Raw genomic sequence first — 20,522 nt, 5'->3', positions numbered from 1 at the left:
TTTACTTTCTTTTTTTTATGTCAATTTCTACAGTAATTACTGCAGCTGGTAAGAATTCCAGAATGAGAAAGGACCAGCTTGCCAGAAATTTGGATTTGAAAAATAAACTTGTTTTACCATTTAAAAATAAAACTGTTATAGAGACTACTATTGATAATGCATTATCCTCAAATGCAGATGAATGCATTGTGGTACTTGGTCATTATAGTGATGAAATACTGGAAGTAATTTTTGATGATTATAAAGGGCAAGTAAAATTTGTTGAAAACAATCCTGTTGATGTAGGTTTATCAACTTCCCTTTTCAATGGTTTGTCAAATATTGATTCTGATTTTGCACTATGTATTACTGCAGACCAGCCGACAGTATCAACCGAGACTTTCAACAATCTGATTGAAGTAAGTCAAAACAGCGAAGATCCGTATAATACAATTTCAATTTTAAGAAGAAGAAAGGCCGGATTGTTGGATACTGCTGAAGGATTGGGAATGCCTTTTGTTGCACCCAGATTAAACCTGATGAAATATTTGGAAAATGAGGATGATAATCTCAATCCGATTCTTAGAAAAATATTTGCTGATGGTTATACGTTTTATGGTGTAAAAGAAAAAAATAAAAAGGAATTGTTGAATATTAATCACTATGAAGATTATTTAAATCTTCTAGATTGATTCCAAACCTGAAATTACTTCTTCAAGTTTCTCCTTGCTGATTCCAACAGTCATTTCGTTGTCCTTGATGTCTGCAGCTTTTCTGGAACCGTCACAACCTAAAGTAAAATTAACTCCTTTTTCGATATATGGGTTTGCAAATGCATCTCCGCATAATGACTGAATACCTGCAAATGAAGGGTTGATTTTCTCACCTGTCTTGTAAACGATACTTTGTGCCAGTTTCATTCCTCCGACAGGTTCGGTTATAATTTCAACAACATCTGCTTCAAAATCGGCTTCATCCAAAGGTGCATAGAGGATTCCCCAGTGGATATCTTCAACAATGGATAATTTGCTTGTCAGGTTTTTAGCGGTTTCAAGATCTTGGAACCTGCCTAATGAGAAATATTTTTCACCGTTTGCCAATTTTTCAGGCATGTCTCTAAGTCCTATTGCTCCTGCTCCACCTAAACAAAGCTGTTCTTCGATTGTAGAGTAGAATTTATCTCCCAATGATGCTTTTCTAACCATTTCACAGTGTCTGATTTTTTCACCGATTAAATCATAGCCTTCAGGAAGGTCATCTTGGGTTTTCAGAAGTTTCATTGCAACAGGTTTTGCATCAAGTTTTACTTTGCTTTCGATTATTTCACAATATTTTTGATTTTTTTCCAAATTAGAATTTGTCATAGAATCGCCTAATATATAGTTTGTATTAAGGAATTTTAATGTCTTTTGTTTTGTTGGAATATTTTTTGCAGAAAGTCTTGAAGTCACATGCAAGGCATGTTCTCTCATCGGCTTCAGCTTTCCAGGCATCCTGTATTCTGCAGCCGTTTGTTTCGCTTATGAGTGAGTTTTCAATATTGCATACAACGTCATCGAATTTTGCCAGAGCCTTTTCCCGCTCTTCATCGTCGATTTTTATGTATCTGATTGAACGTGCTATTTTGAATTCATCGCTCAAATTCGGTGCTTTATCTTCTTCCTGCCAGTTCAGTATCAACTCGACATCATCATAAAATTCGTCATTTTGAGGAACGTCAGTTTGGTCTTTGATTATTTCTTCTTTTATTAACGCCAAATCCTCTTTTGAAGGAACAAGTTCATTCAGATAAAGAATGATTCCTGCTTGAATGGTTTTGGCATCTTCCTGTTTTGACCTGAGCCATGAGTAGGTCAGTATCTGCTGCTTGTGGTTTTCCCATTTGTCTTCACTGTGGGGATGGGGAACCTTGACAGGTGGCCGTTTCATACCCTTATAATCTATGATTATTTCGTAGTCTTCAATATTGCTTTCTTCCATGTTATTTTGAATGAATTTCACAATTTCATTGTCGAAATTAAATAGAGTGCTCTGTTCATGAATCCTGTTTATTTTTGTTGAGGTTAAAACGTCGACAACTCCGTTAATCCCATAATAGTTTGATCTGCTTGTGTTTTTGTTGTAATTCGGCATTGGCCTCACGCCTTTAATTAGAAGTTCTGAGGCGTCTATCAGTGGAAAGAGATGTTTTCCCCATACGTTTATGGCTTTTTCAGCTCTCGCACTTGCCAGTTTTTTGTGGTCATGTTCATTCAAATCATCAAGTGTCAAATCGCTTCCTGGCTGGTTAATGCTGAAAAACAAATCCTCATCATGGGGATAGAGTCCTCTGACCTGCAGTCTTAAATCTATTTCATCTTCGATAGGTCTTATGTCTTCTTTCCAGTCCCACGGGAACTCTTTTTGCTGATACTTCCAGCTGAGATATGCCTCTTCCAGCACTCCGTGGATAAATTCTCCGAACCATCTTTGCACAGGCTTTGATGGAGGTAAGGTTCCTTTATTCTGGTATCTGTATTGCAGGCCGCATGTTATATACGAAAGCAAGTCTCCGGTAAGGCTGTATTCCGGAATCATATATGATTTTGATCTTGTAGGTAATTTCATTTCTAATCCTCCTCAAACTAGATATATCTCCTTAAATCCAATGTAATTTTCATTTCTGCTCCACCCGAGAGCAATGTTTGGAATGGTGAAGTGCTGGTCCTTTTTGTTGTATCCTTCAATGGCCGGGTTAAGTCCAACCAGGAGCAATACCTTTTCAGCCCTTGAAAAAGCCACAAAATAAAGTCTTGTTAGGTCATCAAATGAACGATCCTTTTCGCTTCGGTCGCTTTCACCAAGAGAAGAATGCTTTCTGATGCTGTCCTCGATTGTGATTTGTTCCTTTAATGACTTTGGAAATCTCAGTCTCTGGGTTTTCATTTCATTTGATTTGAATCTTGAACCTACATCTACTATAACCAGTGGAAATTCCAGTCCTTTTGACTGGTGTATTGACAGAACGTTGACCCTGTCATTAGGCAATGTTTCCAGTAGGGATTCATCAATCTTGACTCCTCCTGTAGAAAGGGGAATGAATATATTCCATATTGCTTCAAGTACAGATTCCTTTTCCTCAATCGGATTTTTAAATGATATCACTGAATGATACTTGTTAAAAAATCCTGTCTGTGTAATTGATTTTGTTATTGCCTGAAGATATACGATTCCTTCCACGTCGTTTTGAAGTTCCTCAACCCAGGTTGTCAGTTTGTATGCAAGCTCAATTAGACTCACATTTTTCGGCCATTTGATTTCATTTCCGTCCTTGTCGGTTTCGGGATATGGCCTTCTAAGTTGCCAGCGGGTTACAAATGAGTTAAGAGGCATCGGTTCGTTAGGTTCAGGGTTTAATTTAATGTATTCCTTGGCCGCAAATCTCCATCGGGTCATGTTGTGTTTTGCAAGATTCGGAATGGTTTTGTCCATTTTCTGTATGCTTCCTTCAGGGTCAATACATTCCAGAATCAATCCGCAGAAGATGGAAACAATTTCAACTTCCTGAAGTTCAATTCCTCTTGGGTTAAACATTTCAATAGGTTTTCTCAAGCGTTTGAGATTCTTTCTTAAATGGTGAAGGAATGATTTTGAGCTGTACTGCCTTTCCTTTGGCGAATATGACAATATGGCCATATCTGATGCTGAACCGTATTCACTGTCAAGTTTAAGCTTAATCTTATCCAGTTTCCTGCTTTCCTGTATATTTTTTTGTTTGATTTGCTTCAGGCTTTGGATGTTGCGGTTATTGTTGATTTTTCTGTAGTAATCTTCATTTAAAACCTGCTGGACTTTCAGTTCGCATTCTCCCTTATTTACCAGGTCGTTGATTAGTCTGGCTAAATCCTTGGCAAGAATTTCAGGGTTGTTTCTAAACATTCCCAAAACAGGCATTCTTTCTTTGTCAAAGTCGGGTTCAATGATTTTCGGTTTGTTTTCAGCCCATACCCACCGTCTTTTTTGAGGGTTGGTTTGCAACGGTGCAATGATTTTCGGTTTGTTTTTAACCCTTGCCTCCTGATATATTGAGTCAAGTTCTGCAAACTGGTTGCAGTGTTCTATGATGTTTTCTGTTGAACGGTAATTTGTCCTTAAGTTGATTTCTTCCACATCAATATCGAGCTTTTCTTTGATTCTTTTTTGGTAATTGGTAAACAAATCCACGGTCGCTCCTCTGAATCTGTATAGTGACTGGTCATCGTCTCCCACAACGGTGATGTTTCCGCCGTTTTCAAGTGCGGATTCGGCGATGGTGAAATAGATGTCTTCCTGTATCAGGTTGGTGTCCTGGTATTCATCTACAAGAACGATTCTGATGTCATCCAGAAACTCATTCAAGTCCCTGTTTTTCAGTTTTTCAAGGAAAGTTGACTCAAGCATTGAAAAGTCAATTGTGTGTCTTTCCTTAAGGGTATTTTCATATTTCCTAATGCAGTCAAGTGCGAGTCTAAGTCCGCTGTCAGACTGGCTTTGACTGTAGAGTTCATCAAAATCGACCTGGTCGTAATAAATTCTGTTTTTTATCTCTATTAGAATCTCACTCATTTTGGACGGTTCCTGAAGCTTTTCCCTTCCGCTCAATAGCTTCAGATATTCAACAAGGTCCTTGTCAAGATACGTTTCATCTTCAAGAAGTATCTTAATCATTGCTGAATTTGCAACAAAATCTTCAATGATGACTGGTTGAGTTTCTCCCGGCTTTTTGAATTCTCGAAGCAGTTCTTCGGCCACGCTGTCTGTTGTTCCTATATGGATTTGATTGAAGTCTATTCGCTCAATGGCCAATATTTTTGATATGTCTTCAAAGTCATCCTCATCAAGATTGCTGGCCAGATGGTTTTTTATCTCATCTCCCCAGCCTAAAATTCTTGAATATAACTCATCTGCAGCTTTTCTGGTGAATGTTGTAGCCAGTATTTCGCTAGGATCTATATCATCTACAAAAATGTATTTAAGTATTTTAAGCACCATTACGGTTGTTTTTCCAGACCCGGGTCCCGCTACAATAAAAAGGGATTTGCTGCTGTCAGAAAGTATTGCCTTTTTTTGATCTTCATTTGAAGAAATATCTCTTTTAAGAGTATTGACAACAATATCTTCAAATTCGCTATATGTAATCATCTTCTCCCTCTCTTTGTTTATAATAGTTTATATATTTGTTTTAATGATTAATAAAAGCAATGAGAGAGCATTTGATAAGTAATTTTCTTACTCAGTATAAATTTTTAACATAAAATTTTAATTATCTTCATGTCCAATATAATAATATGGAGATAATTATATTTCCATAATATGTATAAATAAGTTGGGAATTCCATTATTCCCGACTTAATTGTGTTTTATCTTTTTTTTGACAAATGATTTATATATTATTTAATTTAAAATATATTTGTTAACTTAATTTTGCTGATATTATGTCTGAAATCGAAAATATTGATATGTTTAAAAATGATGTGAGGTATAGGGATAATATTGCCCATGTAGAGACATTACCGGCAAAAGAGGCCAGTTTTAAAAAGGTCGATGAGTTGAGCGAAAAGATTATAGAGTATCTTGATTCACGTGGTGTGAAGCTGTATACTCATCAGGCCGACACTTATGAAAACATTAAAAAGGGCGAAAATGTTATTATCACCACTCCGACGGCTTCCGGAAAAACATTGGCTTTTAATTTACCGATTATGGAGACAATGATTGAGGACGACCAAGCCACAGCGTTATACATATATCCTGCAAAGGCGCTTTCAAACGACCAGCTCCATGTTCTTGAAAATCTTGAAAGGGAACTTGAAATAAAAATCAATCCAAGAACATATGACGGTGACACTCCAAGAGAAGATAAAAGGGGAATCAGGGAAAATTCAAGAATTGTCCTGACAAATCCATATCAGTTGCATCTGATTTTGTCATGGCACCATCAGTGGAGTCGCTTTTACAAGAATCTCAGATATATAGTCATCGACGAGTCCCATTACTATAAGGGAGTTTTTGGATCCAACGTATCATTTTTAATCAAGAGACTTAAAAGGATTGCAAACTTTTACGGTTCATATCCTCAGTTTATTCTATCTTCAGCTACTCTTGCAAATCCGCTTGAGCTTGCAAACAGGCTGACAGGTGAGAAATTTGTTCTGGTGGATGATGATGCGTCTCCCAGCGGTGAAAAGGATTTCATCCTGTATAATCCATTTAAGAATTACCGGAGAAACAAGGTCAACATGCAGAATGCACCTTCCGTTCACATGGAAACAGAAAACATTTTCCTGTACATGATGCTTAAGGGCATCCAGACATTATGCTTTACGGTTTCAAGAAAGACCACAGAACTGATTGCAATGTGGGCAAAAAAGGACATGACCCAAATCAAGGGAAAACTGGCCCATCGGATTGCAGCATACAGGGCAGGTTATCGTCCTGAAGAAAGGCGTGAAATCGAAGATGGTCTTAAAAGCGGAAAATATCTTGGAGTCACCTGTACTAATGCCCTTGAACTGGGGATAAATATAGGTTCACTTGATGCTGTAATCATTTCAGGATATCCCGGAACCATGATTTCAACCTGGCAGCAGTCAGGAAGGGCAGGAAGAAGCAATCAGAAATCACTGGCCATATTAATTGCTTTTGAAAATCAGCTTGACCAGTATTTCATGAACAACCCTTCATTTTTCTTTGACAAACCCCATGAAAATGCAATCATTGACCTTACAAATCCGATTCTTCAGGAGGCACACATCCTATGCGCAGCTAAAGAGCTTCCGATTAAAAGCGGTGAAGTTGACAAGTATTTCGGAATTGATGAAGAAATTCTCGATGAACTTGTTTCCAAAAAGGATCTGCATAAGAACTTCCGTGGAGATTACATGTATCCATATGATGACAATCCTGCACTGGACCATTCCTTAGACCAGATTTCCGGCCAGGAATTCAAGGTAATGAATAACGGCCGTCTTTTGGAGTCAATGGAAAGGTCTCAGGTTTACAGGGAAGCTCATGAAGGAGCTATTCTAATCAACAAGGGAGATACCTATGTCGTTAACGGAGTTAACCTGAAAAGCGGTTACGTCAATGTCAGCCAGAAGACAGTTGACTACCACACAATGGTTTTGAACAAGACTGAAATCAACATCGAAAAGAAACTTTCAAAAACAAAATATGGAGATTTGACCATTCATTTCGGAGAACTTACAGTGCGTGAGGACTACTACAAATACAAGAAAATGCAGTTCTCAAAGGCTATTGGTACATACCCACTTGATTTGCCGCCTCTTAAATTCAGAACAAAAGGACTGTGGTTCACCATTCCAAAACAGGTTAAGGATACTCTCGAGGACATGTTTGCAGAAGAGGAAGTCTTTGCGGGCGGTCTTCACGGTGCAGAACATGCTCTGATAGGTCTTTTCCCTCTTCATACAATGTGTGACAGGTTTGACATCGGAGGACTTTCCACAAATTATCATGAAGACACTCAGGAGGCAACCATATTCATCTATGACGGATATGAAGGCGGAATTGGAATATGTGAAAAGGCAGTTGACGTTTTTGTAGATCTTCTTAAATCCACAAAGGATTTGCTTGATAACTGTACCTGCAAAAGCGGATGCCCGGCATGCATTTATTCGCCTAAATGCGGAAACGATAATAAGCCCCTTCACAAGAATGCCACCAAATATATTCTGGACTATATGACTGAGTTGATAGACGGCAATTCCAGTGCAGAAAAGGAGATAATCAATGAAGTTTTTGTCAAAAGTGAAAATGATGACATCGTCAGTCTTTTCAGTGAAGCTATGAGCGCTTATGAAAAGGGCGACTATTCTTCATCTAAGGATATCTTGAATAATATTTTATCCATAGATAAGCAGCATGTCGATTCCATGGCCTTGATGGCGAAAATTTTATATAATCAGGAACAAAAGGACATTTCACTTTATTTTGTTAAAAAAGCCCTGAGCATTGACAAATCCAATGAAACCGCCAATGAACTTGAAGTATTACTTTTGAACAAAACTCATGAATCCAAAAAATCGGCGGAACTTGAAAGTTTTGATGATGTTGAGGTGATGTATGAGGAAGCATATGATTTATATCATCAGGGCGATTTGGAGACTGCTTTGGATATTTTAGAGAAGCTGATTGATTTTGACAGTAAAAATGCAGATGCCTTAGCCTTGATAGGTTTGATTTATTATGATTCTAGTATGTTCCCAAAAGCTGTTGAATATTATAAACGGGCTTCAAAAATAAATAAAAATGGTGAAATGGTTAGGGAATTGAAAATGAGGGTTTCCTAGTGAAACTAGTACGGTGAAAATCCTTTTTCGAAATATTCACAAACATTTTCAAGTTCTTCTGGAATGTCGATTTTTTGTGTACAGTGGTCCAGACAGGTTCCGCAGTATGTGCATTCGCTGGCAGGTACCTTCTCGTCACTTATTTTGTCGAAATACAACCTGTAGATGTCGTCTCCAGGCACGTTTTTGCTTCTGTTGTACAGTCTGAAATAATCTGCAATAGGTATCATTTCAGGGCAGGCGTCAATGCAGTATCCGCACTCGCTGCATGGCACCGCAACGCTTTCAAATAATTTAGCAGCTATTTTTTCCAGAAATTCGCTTTCCTCTTTGTTTAGTTTTTCAAAGTTTTCAAAGGTGTCGATATTGTCAAGCATGTCTTCCATTTTGTTCATGCCTGTGAGAACCCTCTTAACGTTATCCAGTGATGCGCAGAATCTCAGTGCAAAACTGGCTATTGATTTGTCTGGATTGAATGCGTTGAATTCATCTTTAATCTCATCGTTTGTGTTAACGATAACTCCTCCTTTTAGAGGTTCCATAACATAAACGTCTATTCCATGTTCGACACACAACTCATAGCATCTGCGGGATTCTATGGATGGGTCTTCCCAGTCAAGATAATTCAGCTGCAGCTGCACGATATCGATGATGTCAGCGTATTTGTCAAGTACCTTTTCAAGCAGGTCAGCTTTTTCATGGAAACTGAATCCTATCTTTTTGGCAATGCCTGTTTCTTTCATTTTTTCAATGAATTCAAAGCTGTTGTTTTCAACTGCAAGTTTTAGCCAAGGACTGTTTATGTTGTGTATGAAGAGCACATCAAAATAATCTATTCCCAGTCGCTCAAGCATCTCTTTTACAAACTTTTCGTTGTCTTGCGGACTGGTCAATGCCCATGTGGGGATTTTGTCACATATTTGAAATGATTCACGCGGATATCTTTCAACTACAGCTTTTCTAATTGCAATCTCACTTGTTCCGTTGTGGTATGCATAGGATGTATCGAAGTAATTGTATCCCTTTTCCATATAAAGGTCAACCATTTCACAAAACAGTTCCTGGTTGATTGATGTAGGGTCGTTTTCATCTGTTATTGGAAGTCTCATGCATCCGAAACCGAATTTTGATTTGTTGGCCATAATATTTTCTCCTTGATATTAATTGAGTCAAATTATTATTTAAGAATTGTTGAATTCATGCCTATTTATTTTTTTAAATTATTCAGTATTACTTCAATATTACTCAAATATTAAATATCTTTATTAATACATAAAACTAAATTTATAATATTAATATTTATTTAGGAGTGTTAAGATGCATGAATTATCTATGGCTCAGGGCATTATCAATGCGGTTTTAGAAACCGCTCAAAGTAATAATGCTACTGAAGTTACTGAAGTCACTGTTGAAGTCGGCAGACTTGCAATGATTAATCCAGAGCAGTTGCAATTTATTTTAGGAATTTTAGTGGAAAATACCATTATTGAAGATGCAAAAATCATTTTTGAGGAAATTCCTGCTGAAATAGAATGTTATGACTGTGGTTTTAAGGGTGACGCTATTCTTGATGACAGTGACCATTATGCCCCACTTGTTAAATGTCCAGAATGTGACAGTTTGAAAGTTGAAACTTTAAACGGAAAAGATATTGTAGTTAAAAATATTGTAATTGAAAAACCTGATGATGCTTAAATTAATGGAGGAGATAAGATGCACCAAGTAGCAGATGTAGAGGTAGCAAAAAACATCATGGATGCTAATAAAAAATTAGCAGATAAAAACTTAAAAAATTTAGAGGATAAAGGCATTTACTGTGTTGATTTTGTAGGAGCTATAGGATCCGGTAAAACAACATTAATCGAGGAAATCATTGACAATACCGATTATAAAATCGGTGTTCTAGCAGGGGATGTAATCTCCAAATTCGATGCCGGACGTATTGAAAAGCATGATGTTCCTGTTGTTGGATTAAACACTGGTAAAGAATGTCATTTGGATGCTCATTTGGTAGGTCACGGACTTGAAGATTTACCATTGGATGATTTGGACATGGTAATTATTGAAAATGTGGGTAATTTAATTTGTCCTGTAGATTTTGATTTGGGTTCACATTTAAGAATAGTTGTAGTCAGCGTTACCGAAGGTGACGATACCGTCGAAAAACATCCTATCATTTTCCAAACATCAGATGTTGTAGTAATCAACAAGGTCGATTTGGCAGATGCCGTTGGTGCTGATGCAGATAAGATGGTGGCTGACACTCAAAAATTAAATCCTAACGTTAAAGTCATCAAATCCAGCCTAAAACAGGGTGTCGGATTGGATGAAATTATTCAGGTCATCGAGGAAGGTTTGAAAAACTAGATGCTTTTAAATCGGTGGTTTTGTGAAAGTATGGATTGATATTTCAAACGCTCCTCATGTAAGGTTTTTCAAGGATGTAATAAAATACCTTGAAGCCGAAGGGGAGGATGTAATAGTAACCGCACGGCAATTCGGTGATATCCACAAATTAATGGAAATGTATGACATTGATTTCATATCTGTCGGAAAGCATGGCGTAAGCTTATATGATAAATTGAGGGAAAGCACAACCAGGGTTTATAATCTTGTTGATGTGATACATGATGAAAAGGTGGATGTTGCCCTTAGCAAGCATTCTATAGAACTTCCTAGAATTTCATTCGGTCTGGGAATTCCTAGTTTGTACGTTTTAGACAACGAACATGCATTGGCAGCCAACAAGCTGACATTGCCTTTGTGTGATAGAATCATCACACCTAAGATAATTGACATGTGGAAACTTATGAAATTCGGTGCAGATCCAAACACAATCATTTCATATGACGGAACTTCCGAATTAATGCACTTCAAAAGCTTTGAATATAATGACAATGTTTTCAATGATTTGAATTTGGATTTGAAACATAAAAAGACTATCCTAATGAGACCTGAACCTTCACTTGCATCATATCTTGATGCGGATTGCAGAAAATCAGTTTTATCTCCTATTGTCGATGAGTTAAAAAATGTGGCAAACATATTGATTCTGCCAAGATTCAGAGAACAGGCAGAGATTTTTGAAGGAATCGAAAACGTTTCAATATTAAAACCTCCTGTTGATACTTCAAGTATTATCAAAAAAGCCGATTTGGTCATTGGTGCAGGAGGAACCATGAACAGGGAAGCAGCAATACTTCAAACTCCTGTCATTTCATGTTATCCTGGTGAAACATTGTCCGTTGACCAGTATTATATCAACAAGGGACTGATGTACAGGTCTATTGATACTGATGATGTCATCGAAAAGGCATTGGACTTTATTGTAAATCCTCATGAAAAAATTGAGTTGAAAACCGATGACCTGTTCCAGGTAATAATTGATAATTTATATGATTTGGCCAAAAATGGTAAATAGTTTTTTATATTATGATTGTCAAATATCTAATATGGTATTTGATAAAAATTTTTTTTTGGGCTGGTAGCTCAGATGGTAGATCGTCGCCTTGGCATGGCGGAGGCCCCGGGTTCAAATCCCGGTCAGTCCATTTTATATTTTTTTTAAATAACTAATTATTGTGATTAAAATATGTTGTTAATTGCTCAGAATCATTTACAGTTAATTGTAGAAATGGCAGTCATGTTATTTGTAACATGGGTATTTGCCCTTAACTTGATTCCATTATCATTAAGTGTAGTGACCTTCTTATCACTGTTTATTATAGGAGGTTTTACATTTATTTTTGGAGCAGATATCGTTCTTTTAATTGTATCTTCGAGTCAGGCGGAATTTACTCACCCGTTCGGTCCAATAGCATTGCTTGGAGCAGTTGCTGCTTTGGCGTCACTGAAGATAATGAAGGAATCGGGTGTGGATATACGGCCTCTTAGAAGATTTGTAATTTTATTCATCGCAGGTATCACAGTATTCGGTGGATTGATGCACAGGTCATTTTTAATTTTATGGATTTTGGGTTTATTCATAGGTTATCTGATCATTTCAAAGTCTTTCAGGGAAAAATCTTTTTTAACCGGTAAAAGGATATTGATGTTTTTAGGTTTGGCCGGTGCGGGATTCATATTCCTGGAAGTGCTTGCAAGAGTATCTGGAATGACTATCTTTTCACCTATTTTAAGGTTAACAAGAATTGAGCAATACTCATTATCAAGTATTAAAATGGTTTTAAATAACATTCAGTTGATTGGACACAATGCCGATGCTTCCTATTGGGGAGCTGAGGGAACCGCATTTGCTGAAGGGTACATTACCCTGCCGATGCAATTGGTACTGTTCTTCGGATTGCCATTCCCAATGTTTTTCGGTATATTGGTAAACCAAAAAGATACAATCGATTACATGGTTCCGGGTATTTTCGGTTACGGGTTCGACTTTGGATATTTGGGTTTAATCGGACTGATGGTCTTTGTACTCGGTACACTTCTCATAGGTTTTAAGATTTTGACCATGTACAGAGAAAAAAGAGAGAAAAACAACAAGAAATACTTGGGAAGAGAAGTATTGTTAACAGGTGCACTGGCAGCATTTTCCTCACAGGCAATAATTGGTATGTTTGTATTTAACAGAACAATCAATGGTATGGCGCTTTTATCATTCATATTTATAGGAACGATGATTTTAGCTCATGCAGTCACGCTCAAGTCAAGATTATAATGGGGGTATTATATGAAAGCTTTAGTTTTACTTGGATGCCCGGAGACTCCATCACAAACTCCTATGGCAGTTTATGTTTTTAATAAGTTAACCAAAATTGGTTATGACGTTACAATAGCAGCAAACCCTGCGGCTGCAAAATTGGTAAAAATTTCAGATCCTGAAGGTTTTTACAATCTCAACATTGTAGATTTAGAAAGGACTTTGGGAGATATCAGTCAGGGGGATTACGATTTGCTTGTCGGATTTGTCCACAAGGATGCTGCAGCATCATTTTTCGTAACATTTGACCAAATACTTCAGACAAAATCACTTGCACTTGTATTTTCAAGAGATGCTGATGAAGTTGCAGAATTTGTAGAAATGATTGAAGAGAGCGGAAGTAACGCAATAATTGCCTCAGTCAGAGCTTTCCATAATCCGTCTCCAATCAAAGTTAAATTTGACAAAGCAATCAAGGAGTTTGAATAAATGTCATTCTGTTTAGATACTTACTTACAACAATCCGATAATTATGAGATACATGCTTCAAAAGCAGGTTTCAAAGACTGCGCAATGATAATCAGATTCAAAGCTGATGATTTAGTTTATATCAAACCTGGTGATGAAGTATTGGGAGTCAGAGTAATTGGAATTCCTCCAATACCAATAGGTTTTGATCACAACAAGGGAACTGTTTTTCTTCCATACACAAAACCCTGCCACGGTACTTCAGTAGTTGAGTTGCCGATTGATGAGGAAGAAGTTGAAAAAATCAGAAAACTGGATACTGGTAACAAAAAATGAAATCAACTGTAGTTGGAAGCTTTCCCGTAGAGCAAAAAAGTCCGTCTAATGTAAAAGATAAATTGCTTAGTGCATTGGGCGCTTACGATTCTTTCAAGCAATCAATTGAGGATTGCGTTACAAGCCAGCTTGATGCTGGAGTAGATATTGTCTCTGATGGTCAGGTCAGGGATGATATGGTTTCTATTTTTACAAAATATATTCCTGGAATGAAAATCGAGGATGGAAATACTGTCATCGTTTCCAAAATTAAAAAACCCATTCAGGAAATATCAATCGATGATTTGAAATATGCCAAAAAGGTAATGAAAGATTACTATGGTGGAAAGATTCCTGAAGGAAAAGGAATCAAGGGAATCATCACAGGTCCAAATACAATTGTCCACTCTTCCAGAATACAGTCATTTTATAAAAACAAGGAAGATGCAATTATAGATTTGGCCCACAGCTTAAAATTTGAGGTTGATGCCATAGCCAAAAAGGTGGAACCTGTTTACATTCAGGTTGACGAGCCTTTCCTTTCTACAGGAATGGTTGACATGAAAACCGCAAAGGAAGCAATTGACATTCTCCATGAAGGTTTGGAAGTTCCATTGGCTATGCATGTCTGCGGCATTCTGGACAATGCCTTTAAAGACATTTCCAGATTCAATGTGGAGATTTTGGATATGGAATTCGCCGGAAATAATGTTAATCTGGGTGTTCTTGAGAAAAATGCATCACTTCTGGCAGGTAAAAAGGTTGGATTCGGATGTATTGATTCATCAGTAAATGAAGTTGATGACATTGAAGATGTAGAAAATCTTGTCAAAAGCGCTATAGACATTGTTGGTGCTGAAAATTTATTGCTCGATCCCGATTGCGGTTTGAGAAGGGCTCCAAAGGATGTTGCATTTAAAAAACTGCAGATGATGAATCAGATTAAGGACAAATATTCTTAGGCGATCTGATGCCGTTTGAATTTTCTTTCGTGGGTTTGCTTTTTTTGATTATGCTTTTTGTCCCAAATATAGCCTGGAGCAGAAATCTCCCGAAGGATTATGAAAAATTCTCAAAAAATGAAAACAGAATATTGCTCGTATTGGAAAGAATCGGTCAGGTTTTGGTAACTGTATTTTCTCTTTTTAGCGGAGCGGTATTCAGTTTAAATATTCTCTTTTTAGTTTCATTGTTATTGATGATTGTCTATGAGCTGTATTGGCTTAGATACATGAGAGGTTCCAAAACTATGGAAAGAATGTATGCAAACTTTTTAATGATTCCGCTTCCGGGTGCAACACTTCCGGTATGCGCATTCATTTTACTTGGAATCTATTCAAATAATATTTTTTTGACTGTTTCTTCAATAATATTGGGAATTGGCCATATTGGAATCCATCTGATGCATTTTAAAGAAATGAAATATTGATTAGGTTTCCCGGCCATAGAAAAGGTTATTAACTACATGTTTGATAATTATGTATAATTTATATTTTGAGGGATAATATGAAAAAAGATGAAGAAGATATCAATGTTAACAGAAAAAGCGGAGATAGGGTTGATTTTGAAACTCCGTTCATCCAGTCAATATATGACACTATTGATTATTTGAGGGATGAAGCTACTTATATTTTGAGTGATTTGGAAGAAAATGTTGATGATTTGCATATTGAAGAGCTGGGCGAAACTGCCGTTGATCATTTGAGTGATTTTGTAGACGATTTATCCCAGTTAAAGGATGAAGTGTTTGACGGTGACGATTTGGAAGTTGTAAGGGACATGAAGGCTTCACTAAATCGTGATGCGGATTATGTCAGAAGGGCAAAAAGAAAAATGGCCAAATTGTCCCAAGAGGATAAAATGGTCGACTCCTATAAAATCAACATTCGCATAATCGAATTGTGTAACAAGGCAATTAATGTCAACAGCAAAAATAATGAGGCATACTACCTGAAAGGTCGTGCACTGATGAATTTCGGCCAATACGACGAAGCTATCAATCAGTTTATCAAATCCTTGGCTTTGAGTGATGACGTTGAAGTCAGATTGGCGATTGGCGATGCATATAGGTTTAATAACAAGCCGATTGATGCGATTGCTCAGTATGAAATTGTTTTAGAAAAAGATAAAAATTCATTCAAGGCTTTGAAAGGTGAAGCCATTGCCTATTTTGATTTAAAAGAGTATGAAAAATCAAATGAATTATTTAAAAAGGCCGAATCAATCGATTCATTGTATGGTGATGCCCAAAAGATTTGGGATGAATGTAAAAAAAATATTTAAGTTAGTAGATTTTCTACTAACTACCTATATTCATGTTTAAAGTTTTTATCATATAGCTTGGATGCATTAAAATCACCTGGGTCTAACACATCTCCCACCACAATCATTGCAGTCTTCGTAATTTTAGCATCTTTTACTTTTTGTGCAATATCCTTGAGGGTTCCTCTAATTATTTGCTGGTCGGGCCAAGTTGCCTTTTTGACCACTGCAACTGGAGTTGTTTCTTCATAACCTACAAGCAGTTCATCAACCACCTTGTCAATCATGCCTATTCCCAAAAAGATACACATTGTAGCGTGATGTTTGGAAAAGCTTGCAAGGCTTTCACCTTCTGGTTTTGGAGTTCTTCCTTCGGGACGTGTGATGATGACACTTTGTGAAATTTCAGGCAAAGTCAATTCGGCTTCCAGAACACTTGCTGTTCCAAACAGTGAACTAACTCCAGGAATGATTTCATATTCTATGTCATGTTTTTTAAGTTCACGAATCTGTTCTGCAATTGCTCCATAGATGGAAGGATCTCCGGTATGGACACGTGCAACGAGCTTGCCTTCATTAACTGCTTCTGTTATAATTGCATCTGTTTCATCCAAATTCAAGTAGGCACTGTTGTGTATTTCACATCCGTCCTTTGCAGGGCATAAAACTTCCTTGTTGACAAGTGAACCTGCATAAATAATAACATCAGCATTTTCAATTACATTTCTGCCTTTCACGGTTATCAGGTCAGGGTCACCGGGACCTGCACCAACGAATATAACTTTTCCTTTCATGGTTATTTTTTTATTTCAAATATTATTTAATAATTTGGTATCAAAATTGACTTTTAATTTGAGTAAACTTTATTTATATTAAAGATAATTAAAAAATATGGATAATAAAGGTTTTATTTCAATAGAATATTTATTTTCAATCTTTGTTATTTTATTAATAGTCATTTCAGTGTTATTTTTATCACAATCTGCTATAGAATCAACTTTCAATATTGAAGATAGTGTTTCCCATAGGGTGATTCTCGATAATGTTGCAAATGAAATCAGTCAGGTCAATTCCAATGGAAATGGATTTTCAAAAGAGATTAGTTTGCCGTCTGATGGTGGTTATTATGAAATAACTGTTGAAAATAAAAAATTGACGATTGAATATGCTAACAAGAAAGGAGAAACATTGCTTCCACTTTTGAATGTCGATTCAAAGTATAAATTGTATGGTGGAAACAGCTATCTGATTTCAAAAACGGATGAGGGAAAGATAGTGATATCATGATGGGCAGTAAAGGACAGATTAGTGGAGAGTTTTTGCTTTTAACAGGTGTTTTGATATTTGTTTTGATGATTTCAACGATTTTTATCGCAACAGAACTGGAACTGAATACTGCAGTCATTGCTGCTCGAAACGGTGCAACTGAGGGTATGGCATCATCAGCAGGGGCGATTTATACAAAGGATGCATACAGCGATTATGAAAAAAAGGATAATGATTTGCTGATGCCATACTCGGTTGAAATCATTAATGTTTCCTATTCAGATTTGGGATTTGACGGCAATTACGAAAAGAAAAAAATCCAGTTCAAGGTTTATGCAACCTCATCTAAGCAATTGAGTAAAAAAGATTTGGATTCCATAGGTGACAGAATAAATTATAATCTAAGAAAATCACTTGCAATTAGCTTCAACTCGTCATCTTCAACAAACAAACTGTACAATCCGGTTTTCTCACCTCATTATGTATTCACAACAGCTAATGTTAAATGGGTTTAGGAATATATTCTATAACATCCGGTAAGTGATTGTTTAGGGTGATTGAAATTTCAGATGATACTTTCGCAGCTATAGCATCCAAGCTTCAAAACGAATTGGCTGATGTAATACTTGCCAAAAAGGAAATAAATGATTATGAACTGATAGTTTACAAGTATGTATTCATCTCTGAGCTTAAAATTCCATTACAGGAGGATTTCGGATTTGAAATGGATGACGGGTCATTCATATTATACGTCATTCCGGATAATCTGAAGTTTACTGTTCTTAAAAGTCTGGATGATGTTTTCACTAGATTTGAATTGAGCTTCATGGCCAATGAATATGGTCTCTTGAAAGTGAAGTTTGAACTTAAATGTTAAAGATCTTGCGTGCATTGCTTGTAGTTATCTCATCAACTGTGGCAATGTCAATGTTTTTGATTTCAGCTATTTTAGCCACTGCTTTTGTAACGTTTGCAGGTTCGTTTCTCTCTTCTTTTGTCATGGCCAAATATGGACTGTCAGTTTCTGTCAGTACATAATCAAGGTCTATTTTTTCAATCAAATCCTGGTGGTGTTTTGAATAGCATAGCATTGTAGAAAAGCTCATGTATGCATTGTCTCGGGCCATGATTCTTTTGGCGGTTTTAAGGCTGCCTCCATAGCAGTGAAAAACAAAACATGGAATGTCATCATAATCCTCAATGATGTTTACTGCTTTTTTCTCACAGTCCCTTACATGCATAACGATAGGTACCTTATGCTCATTTGCAATGTTGAGAAAGCTTCTGAATATTTCCTGCTGTCTTTCGCGAAGTGCCTTGTCGGTAACATAATAGTAATCCATTCCCACTTCACCTACTGCCACAACATTATTCAGGTTTTCTAAAAGATAATCATGGGCTTGTTCAAGTTCTTCGTCGCTGCAGTTTTGTGAACTTACAGGATGAAAACCAAAAGTCGGATAAATGAATCCTTCATATTCTTTTGAAAGATTTAAAACGTCTCTGTTACTTTCTATACTGTATCCGGATGCTATAATAAGGTCAAGTTTGTCCTGTGCTCTTTTGATAACTTCCTCTCGGTCCTTTTCAAAGTCTTCAAAATCAATATGGCAATGTGTGTCTATCATATTTTCATGCTCCAAATCGTCTGTCTCTTGCCTGATATGACCTTATTGCCCTTATGAAGTCGACTTTTCTAAGTTCAGGCCATAGTGTTTCACAGAAATAAAGCTCGGAGTATGATGACTGCCAAAGCAGAAATCCACTTAGACGCTCTTCTCCGCTGGTTCTGATAATCAGATTAGGATCATCAAGTCCTGCGGTGTATAGGTTTTTGCTGACCAGCTCTTCATCCACATCGTCAATGGATATCTTTCCGTCCTGAACGTCCTGGATGATTTTTTTAAATGAATCGATGATTTCTAAACGTCCGTCATATCCTATCGCTAAATTAAAAAACCTTTTATTGTAATGTTTTGTAGATTCTTCAGCTTCCCTAATTGCTTCACGTACTTTATCAGGCAGCAATTCGGTTCTGCCCACAACCTGCACTTTCACTTCGTTTTTATGAATTTTTTCATGAGTAACTAAACGTTTAAAATTGATTACGAACAGATTCATCAATCCTTCAACTTCATGTTTTGGTCTGTTGAAATTTTCTGTTGAAAAAGCATAGGCAGTTATAATTTCAATTCCAAGTTCGATACTCCAGTCAAGAACTTTTTCCAGCGTGTCAACACCTATTTCATGGCCTTTGACAACATCAATGTTTCCCTGAAGTTTGGAAAATCTTCTGTTTCCATCCATGATTATAGCAACATGTTTTGGCATCTTTTCCGGAACTAAGTCTCTGGATATATACCATTCATATAATCTGTAGAGTATATTTTCTGCCATTTACAACCCCTTAAAATTTTTATATTATATATATTATGTATTTCAATATTTTTAAAGTTTGGCTAAATTGTGTGCTAAAATCAGGCTTCTGAGATAACCTTCTTTGGTTTGGTCACGGCTGGTGTCGATGTAAATTCCATCTATTCCAAAGGTTACCGCACCGCAGCTTGGCCAGGAATTTACTAAAACAAGTGTTCTGAATATTATGTTTCCTATTATTCCATTTGGAGCTATTATGACATTGCATCTGTCGTTTAGAGCCTGTTCTATTAGAATGTAATAGTTTTCAACTTCAAAATCAGTGTTTTGTTTAATCAGTTCTGTGAGCTTTTCGCTGTCTTCGATTGATTTGGAGATTGTTTTGCTTCTTCCGTAATCTCCCTTTCTGCCGTCTGCAAGAACTGCAATTTTAGGTTCTTTTTTAAGTCTTTTTAAAAATTCACCACAGTTAATTGCAATATTTAGTTTTTCATCAAGTGTATTTCCTTCATCGATTCCGACTGGTGTTAGCAGAAATTCACGACCGGCTCCATTGACATATGTTGCCCTTGAAATTTCGGGGTAATGTTTTTTCACCTGTTTGATTACCGTTGATGCCGGAAGGGAGCCCCGTATGACTGCATCAGTATTTTTGTCGAGGATTGCATTTACCAAATCATCATCATTGTATATTAGGCTAATGTCAGCATCGTATTTTATTTTAAAATCCTTGCATGCTTTTAAGATATCCTTGTTTTGTCCTACTCCAATTGCTATATTCATCATTATTATATTGTTTGTTTTTTTTTATTAATTTTTTTTATTTTCAATTATATTTTATCAAATGCGGATATATTTATTAATTAATT

At 36.6% G+C, this 20,522-nt stretch carries 21 protein-coding genes, 1 tRNA gene and 1 pseudogene; 15 read left to right on the top strand and 8 right to left on the bottom strand.

Annotation, left to right across the window (positions count from 1 at the left end):
- Positions 1–17: 17 nt before the first annotated feature.
- Positions 18–671: an NTP transferase domain-containing protein gene (locus ACKI2P_RS06880; RefSeq protein WP_407376248.1), complete on the top strand. Its 654-nt coding sequence runs from the start codon at positions 18–20 to the stop codon at positions 669–671.
- Here the strand turns inward: ACKI2P_RS06880 and ACKI2P_RS06875 are convergent.
- Genes ACKI2P_RS06875 through ACKI2P_RS06865 form a run of 3 tightly spaced genes read right to left on the bottom strand, consistent with a single transcriptional unit; the run spans position 663 to position 5,139 of the window.
- A complete protein-coding gene (locus tag ACKI2P_RS06875) occupies positions 663–1,343 on the bottom strand; it encodes a DUF169 domain-containing protein (protein WP_407376247.1) in 681 nt (226 codons plus the stop codon). The two genes, ACKI2P_RS06880 and ACKI2P_RS06875, sit on opposite strands and share 9 nt — an antisense overlap.
- A 25-nt stretch (positions 1,344–1,368) precedes the next feature.
- Entirely contained in the window at positions 1,369–2,586 is a 1,218-nt protein-coding gene (locus ACKI2P_RS06870; protein ID WP_407376245.1) for a hypothetical protein, read from the bottom strand.
- 12 nt (positions 2,587–2,598) lie between these two features.
- Positions 2,599–5,139, bottom strand: coding sequence for a UvrD-helicase domain-containing protein (locus ACKI2P_RS06865; RefSeq protein ID WP_407376243.1), 2,541 nt, complete (start codon positions 5,137–5,139; stop codon positions 2,599–2,601).
- Between the two features lie 293 nt (positions 5,140–5,432).
- Here ACKI2P_RS06865 and ACKI2P_RS06860 point away from each other — a divergent pair.
- A pseudogene (locus ACKI2P_RS06860) lies at positions 5,433–8,003 on the top strand (DEAD/DEAH box helicase); the annotation flags it as partial.
- Positions 8,004–8,314: 311 nt separating this feature from the next.
- Here the strand turns inward: ACKI2P_RS06860 and ACKI2P_RS06855 are convergent.
- Entirely contained in the window at positions 8,315–9,451 is a 1,137-nt protein-coding gene (locus tag ACKI2P_RS06855; RefSeq protein ID WP_407376241.1) for an aldo/keto reductase, read from the bottom strand.
- Positions 9,452–9,626: 175 nt separating this feature from the next.
- On the opposite strand from ACKI2P_RS06855, the gene hypA reads away from it, so the two are divergent.
- The 10 genes from hypA (at position 9,627) to ACKI2P_RS06805 (ending at position 16,032) form a co-directional block, all read left to right on the top strand.
- Entirely contained in the window at positions 9,627–10,004 is a 378-nt protein-coding gene (gene hypA / locus ACKI2P_RS06850) for a hydrogenase maturation nickel metallochaperone HypA (RefSeq protein ID WP_407376239.1), read from the top strand.
- Between the two features lie 18 nt (positions 10,005–10,022).
- Positions 10,023–10,676 carry a hydrogenase nickel incorporation protein HypB gene (hypB, locus tag ACKI2P_RS06845; RefSeq protein WP_407376237.1) on the top strand — a complete coding sequence of 218 codons (654 nt, stop codon included), beginning with the start codon at positions 10,023–10,025 and terminating at the stop codon, positions 10,674–10,676.
- 22 nt (positions 10,677–10,698) lie between these two features.
- Complete coding sequence (locus ACKI2P_RS06840) at positions 10,699–11,730, top strand: DUF354 domain-containing protein (RefSeq protein ID WP_407376235.1); 1,032 nt, start codon at positions 10,699–10,701, stop codon at positions 11,728–11,730.
- 57 nt (positions 11,731–11,787) lie between these two features.
- Positions 11,788–11,860: transfer RNA gene (locus ACKI2P_RS06835), tRNA-Ala, on the top strand.
- Positions 11,861–11,901: 41 nt separating this feature from the next.
- Positions 11,902–12,984, top strand: coding sequence for a hypothetical protein (locus tag ACKI2P_RS06830; RefSeq protein ID WP_407376233.1), 1,083 nt, complete (start codon positions 11,902–11,904; stop codon positions 12,982–12,984).
- Between the two features lie 12 nt (positions 12,985–12,996).
- Positions 12,997–13,455: a DUF1890 family protein gene (locus tag ACKI2P_RS06825; protein WP_407376231.1), complete on the top strand. Its 459-nt coding sequence runs from the start codon at positions 12,997–12,999 to the stop codon at positions 13,453–13,455.
- Positions 13,456–13,770, top strand: coding sequence for a DUF1894 domain-containing protein (locus ACKI2P_RS06820; RefSeq protein ID WP_407376229.1), 315 nt, complete (start codon positions 13,456–13,458; stop codon positions 13,768–13,770).
- Positions 13,767–14,711, top strand: coding sequence for a methionine synthase (locus ACKI2P_RS06815; protein ID WP_407376227.1), 945 nt, complete (start codon positions 13,767–13,769; stop codon positions 14,709–14,711). The genes ACKI2P_RS06820 and ACKI2P_RS06815 overlap by 4 nt, the downstream gene beginning before the upstream one ends.
- A gap of 8 nt (positions 14,712–14,719) precedes the next feature.
- Positions 14,720–15,178 (top strand): hypothetical protein, encoded by a 459-nt coding sequence (locus ACKI2P_RS06810; protein ID WP_407376225.1) that lies wholly within the window; start codon positions 14,720–14,722, stop codon positions 15,176–15,178.
- 77 nt (positions 15,179–15,255) lie between these two features.
- Entirely contained in the window at positions 15,256–16,032 is a 777-nt protein-coding gene (locus tag ACKI2P_RS06805; protein ID WP_407376223.1) for a tetratricopeptide repeat protein, read from the top strand.
- Positions 16,033–16,052: 20 nt separating this feature from the next.
- Here the strand turns inward: ACKI2P_RS06805 and cobM are convergent, their stop codons facing one another.
- Positions 16,053–16,805 (bottom strand): precorrin-4 C(11)-methyltransferase, encoded by a 753-nt coding sequence (gene cobM / locus ACKI2P_RS06800; RefSeq protein WP_407376221.1) that lies wholly within the window; start codon positions 16,803–16,805, stop codon positions 16,053–16,055.
- A gap of 97 nt (positions 16,806–16,902) precedes the next feature.
- On the opposite strand from cobM, the gene ACKI2P_RS06795 reads away from it, so the two are divergent.
- From ACKI2P_RS06795 to ACKI2P_RS06785, 3 genes are read left to right on the top strand one after another with little or no spacing between them, the layout of a single operon-like run.
- Positions 16,903–17,298 carry a hypothetical protein gene (locus ACKI2P_RS06795; RefSeq protein WP_407376219.1) on the top strand — a complete coding sequence of 132 codons (396 nt, stop codon included), beginning with the start codon at positions 16,903–16,905 and terminating at the stop codon, positions 17,296–17,298.
- Complete coding sequence (locus ACKI2P_RS06790; protein ID WP_407376218.1) at positions 17,295–17,792, top strand: hypothetical protein; 498 nt, start codon at positions 17,295–17,297, stop codon at positions 17,790–17,792. Before ACKI2P_RS06795 ends, ACKI2P_RS06790 begins: the two co-directional genes overlap by 4 nt.
- A 38-nt stretch (positions 17,793–17,830) precedes the next feature.
- A complete protein-coding gene (locus ACKI2P_RS06785; RefSeq protein ID WP_407376216.1) occupies positions 17,831–18,154 on the top strand; it encodes a hypothetical protein in 324 nt (107 codons plus the stop codon).
- Here ACKI2P_RS06785 and ACKI2P_RS06780 read toward each other — a convergent pair.
- From ACKI2P_RS06780 to mtxX, 3 genes are read right to left on the bottom strand one after another with little or no spacing between them, the layout of a single operon-like run.
- Positions 18,144–18,905 carry a TatD family hydrolase gene (locus ACKI2P_RS06780; protein ID WP_407376214.1) on the bottom strand — a complete coding sequence of 254 codons (762 nt, stop codon included), beginning with the start codon at positions 18,903–18,905 and terminating at the stop codon, positions 18,144–18,146. The two genes, ACKI2P_RS06785 and ACKI2P_RS06780, sit on opposite strands and share 11 nt — an antisense overlap.
- A 4-nt stretch (positions 18,906–18,909) precedes the next feature.
- On the bottom strand, positions 18,910–19,674 hold the full coding sequence (uppS, locus tag ACKI2P_RS06775; RefSeq protein WP_407376212.1) for a polyprenyl diphosphate synthase: 765 nt from the start codon (positions 19,672–19,674) through the stop codon (positions 18,910–18,912).
- Between the two features lie 51 nt (positions 19,675–19,725).
- Positions 19,726–20,436, bottom strand: coding sequence for a methanogenesis marker protein Mmp4/MtxX (mtxX, locus tag ACKI2P_RS06770; RefSeq protein ID WP_407376210.1), 711 nt, complete (start codon positions 20,434–20,436; stop codon positions 19,726–19,728).
- Positions 20,437–20,522 lie beyond the last annotated feature (86 nt).

Origin of the sequence: Methanobrevibacter sp., from assembly GCF_045541095.1 — an archaeon.
GTDB lineage: Archaea > Methanobacteriota > Methanobacteria > Methanobacteriales > Methanobacteriaceae > Methanocatella.
Note: the sequence above shows the minus strand (reverse complement) of the source record. Positions and strands in the feature narration are given on the sequence as shown.

Coding starts and splice junctions, on each gene's coding strand:
- ACKI2P_RS06880 (WP_407376248.1), top strand. CDS start 18: ATGTCAATTTCTACAGTAATTACTGCAGCTGGTAAGAATTCCAGAATG.
- ACKI2P_RS06875 (WP_407376247.1), bottom strand. CDS start 1,343: ATGACAAATTCTAATTTGGAAAAAAATCAAAAATATTGTGAAATAATC.
- ACKI2P_RS06870 (WP_407376245.1), bottom strand. CDS start 2,586: ATGAAATTACCTACAAGATCAAAATCATATATGATTCCGGAATACAGC.
- ACKI2P_RS06865 (WP_407376243.1), bottom strand. CDS start 5,139: ATGATTACATATAGCGAATTTGAAGATATTGTTGTCAATACTCTTAAA.
- ACKI2P_RS06855 (WP_407376241.1), bottom strand. CDS start 9,451: ATGGCCAACAAATCAAAATTCGGTTTCGGATGCATGAGACTTCCAATA.
- hypA (WP_407376239.1), top strand. CDS start 9,627: ATGCATGAATTATCTATGGCTCAGGGCATTATCAATGCGGTTTTAGAA.
- hypB (WP_407376237.1), top strand. CDS start 10,023: ATGCACCAAGTAGCAGATGTAGAGGTAGCAAAAAACATCATGGATGCT.
- ACKI2P_RS06830 (WP_407376233.1), top strand. CDS start 11,902: ATGTTGTTAATTGCTCAGAATCATTTACAGTTAATTGTAGAAATGGCA.
- ACKI2P_RS06825 (WP_407376231.1), top strand. CDS start 12,997: ATGAAAGCTTTAGTTTTACTTGGATGCCCGGAGACTCCATCACAAACT.
- ACKI2P_RS06820 (WP_407376229.1), top strand. CDS start 13,456: ATGTCATTCTGTTTAGATACTTACTTACAACAATCCGATAATTATGAG.
- ACKI2P_RS06815 (WP_407376227.1), top strand. CDS start 13,767: ATGAAATCAACTGTAGTTGGAAGCTTTCCCGTAGAGCAAAAAAGTCCG.
- ACKI2P_RS06810 (WP_407376225.1), top strand. CDS start 14,720: ATGCCGTTTGAATTTTCTTTCGTGGGTTTGCTTTTTTTGATTATGCTT.
- ACKI2P_RS06805 (WP_407376223.1), top strand. CDS start 15,256: ATGAAAAAAGATGAAGAAGATATCAATGTTAACAGAAAAAGCGGAGAT.
- cobM (WP_407376221.1), bottom strand. CDS start 16,805: ATGAAAGGAAAAGTTATATTCGTTGGTGCAGGTCCCGGTGACCCTGAC.
- ACKI2P_RS06795 (WP_407376219.1), top strand. CDS start 16,903: ATGGATAATAAAGGTTTTATTTCAATAGAATATTTATTTTCAATCTTT.
- ACKI2P_RS06790 (WP_407376218.1), top strand. CDS start 17,295: ATGATGGGCAGTAAAGGACAGATTAGTGGAGAGTTTTTGCTTTTAACA.
- ACKI2P_RS06780 (WP_407376214.1), bottom strand. CDS start 18,905: ATGATAGACACACATTGCCATATTGATTTTGAAGACTTTGAAAAGGAC.
- uppS (WP_407376212.1), bottom strand. CDS start 19,674: ATGGCAGAAAATATACTCTACAGATTATATGAATGGTATATATCCAGA.
- mtxX (WP_407376210.1), bottom strand. CDS start 20,436: ATGAATATAGCAATTGGAGTAGGACAAAACAAGGATATCTTAAAAGCA.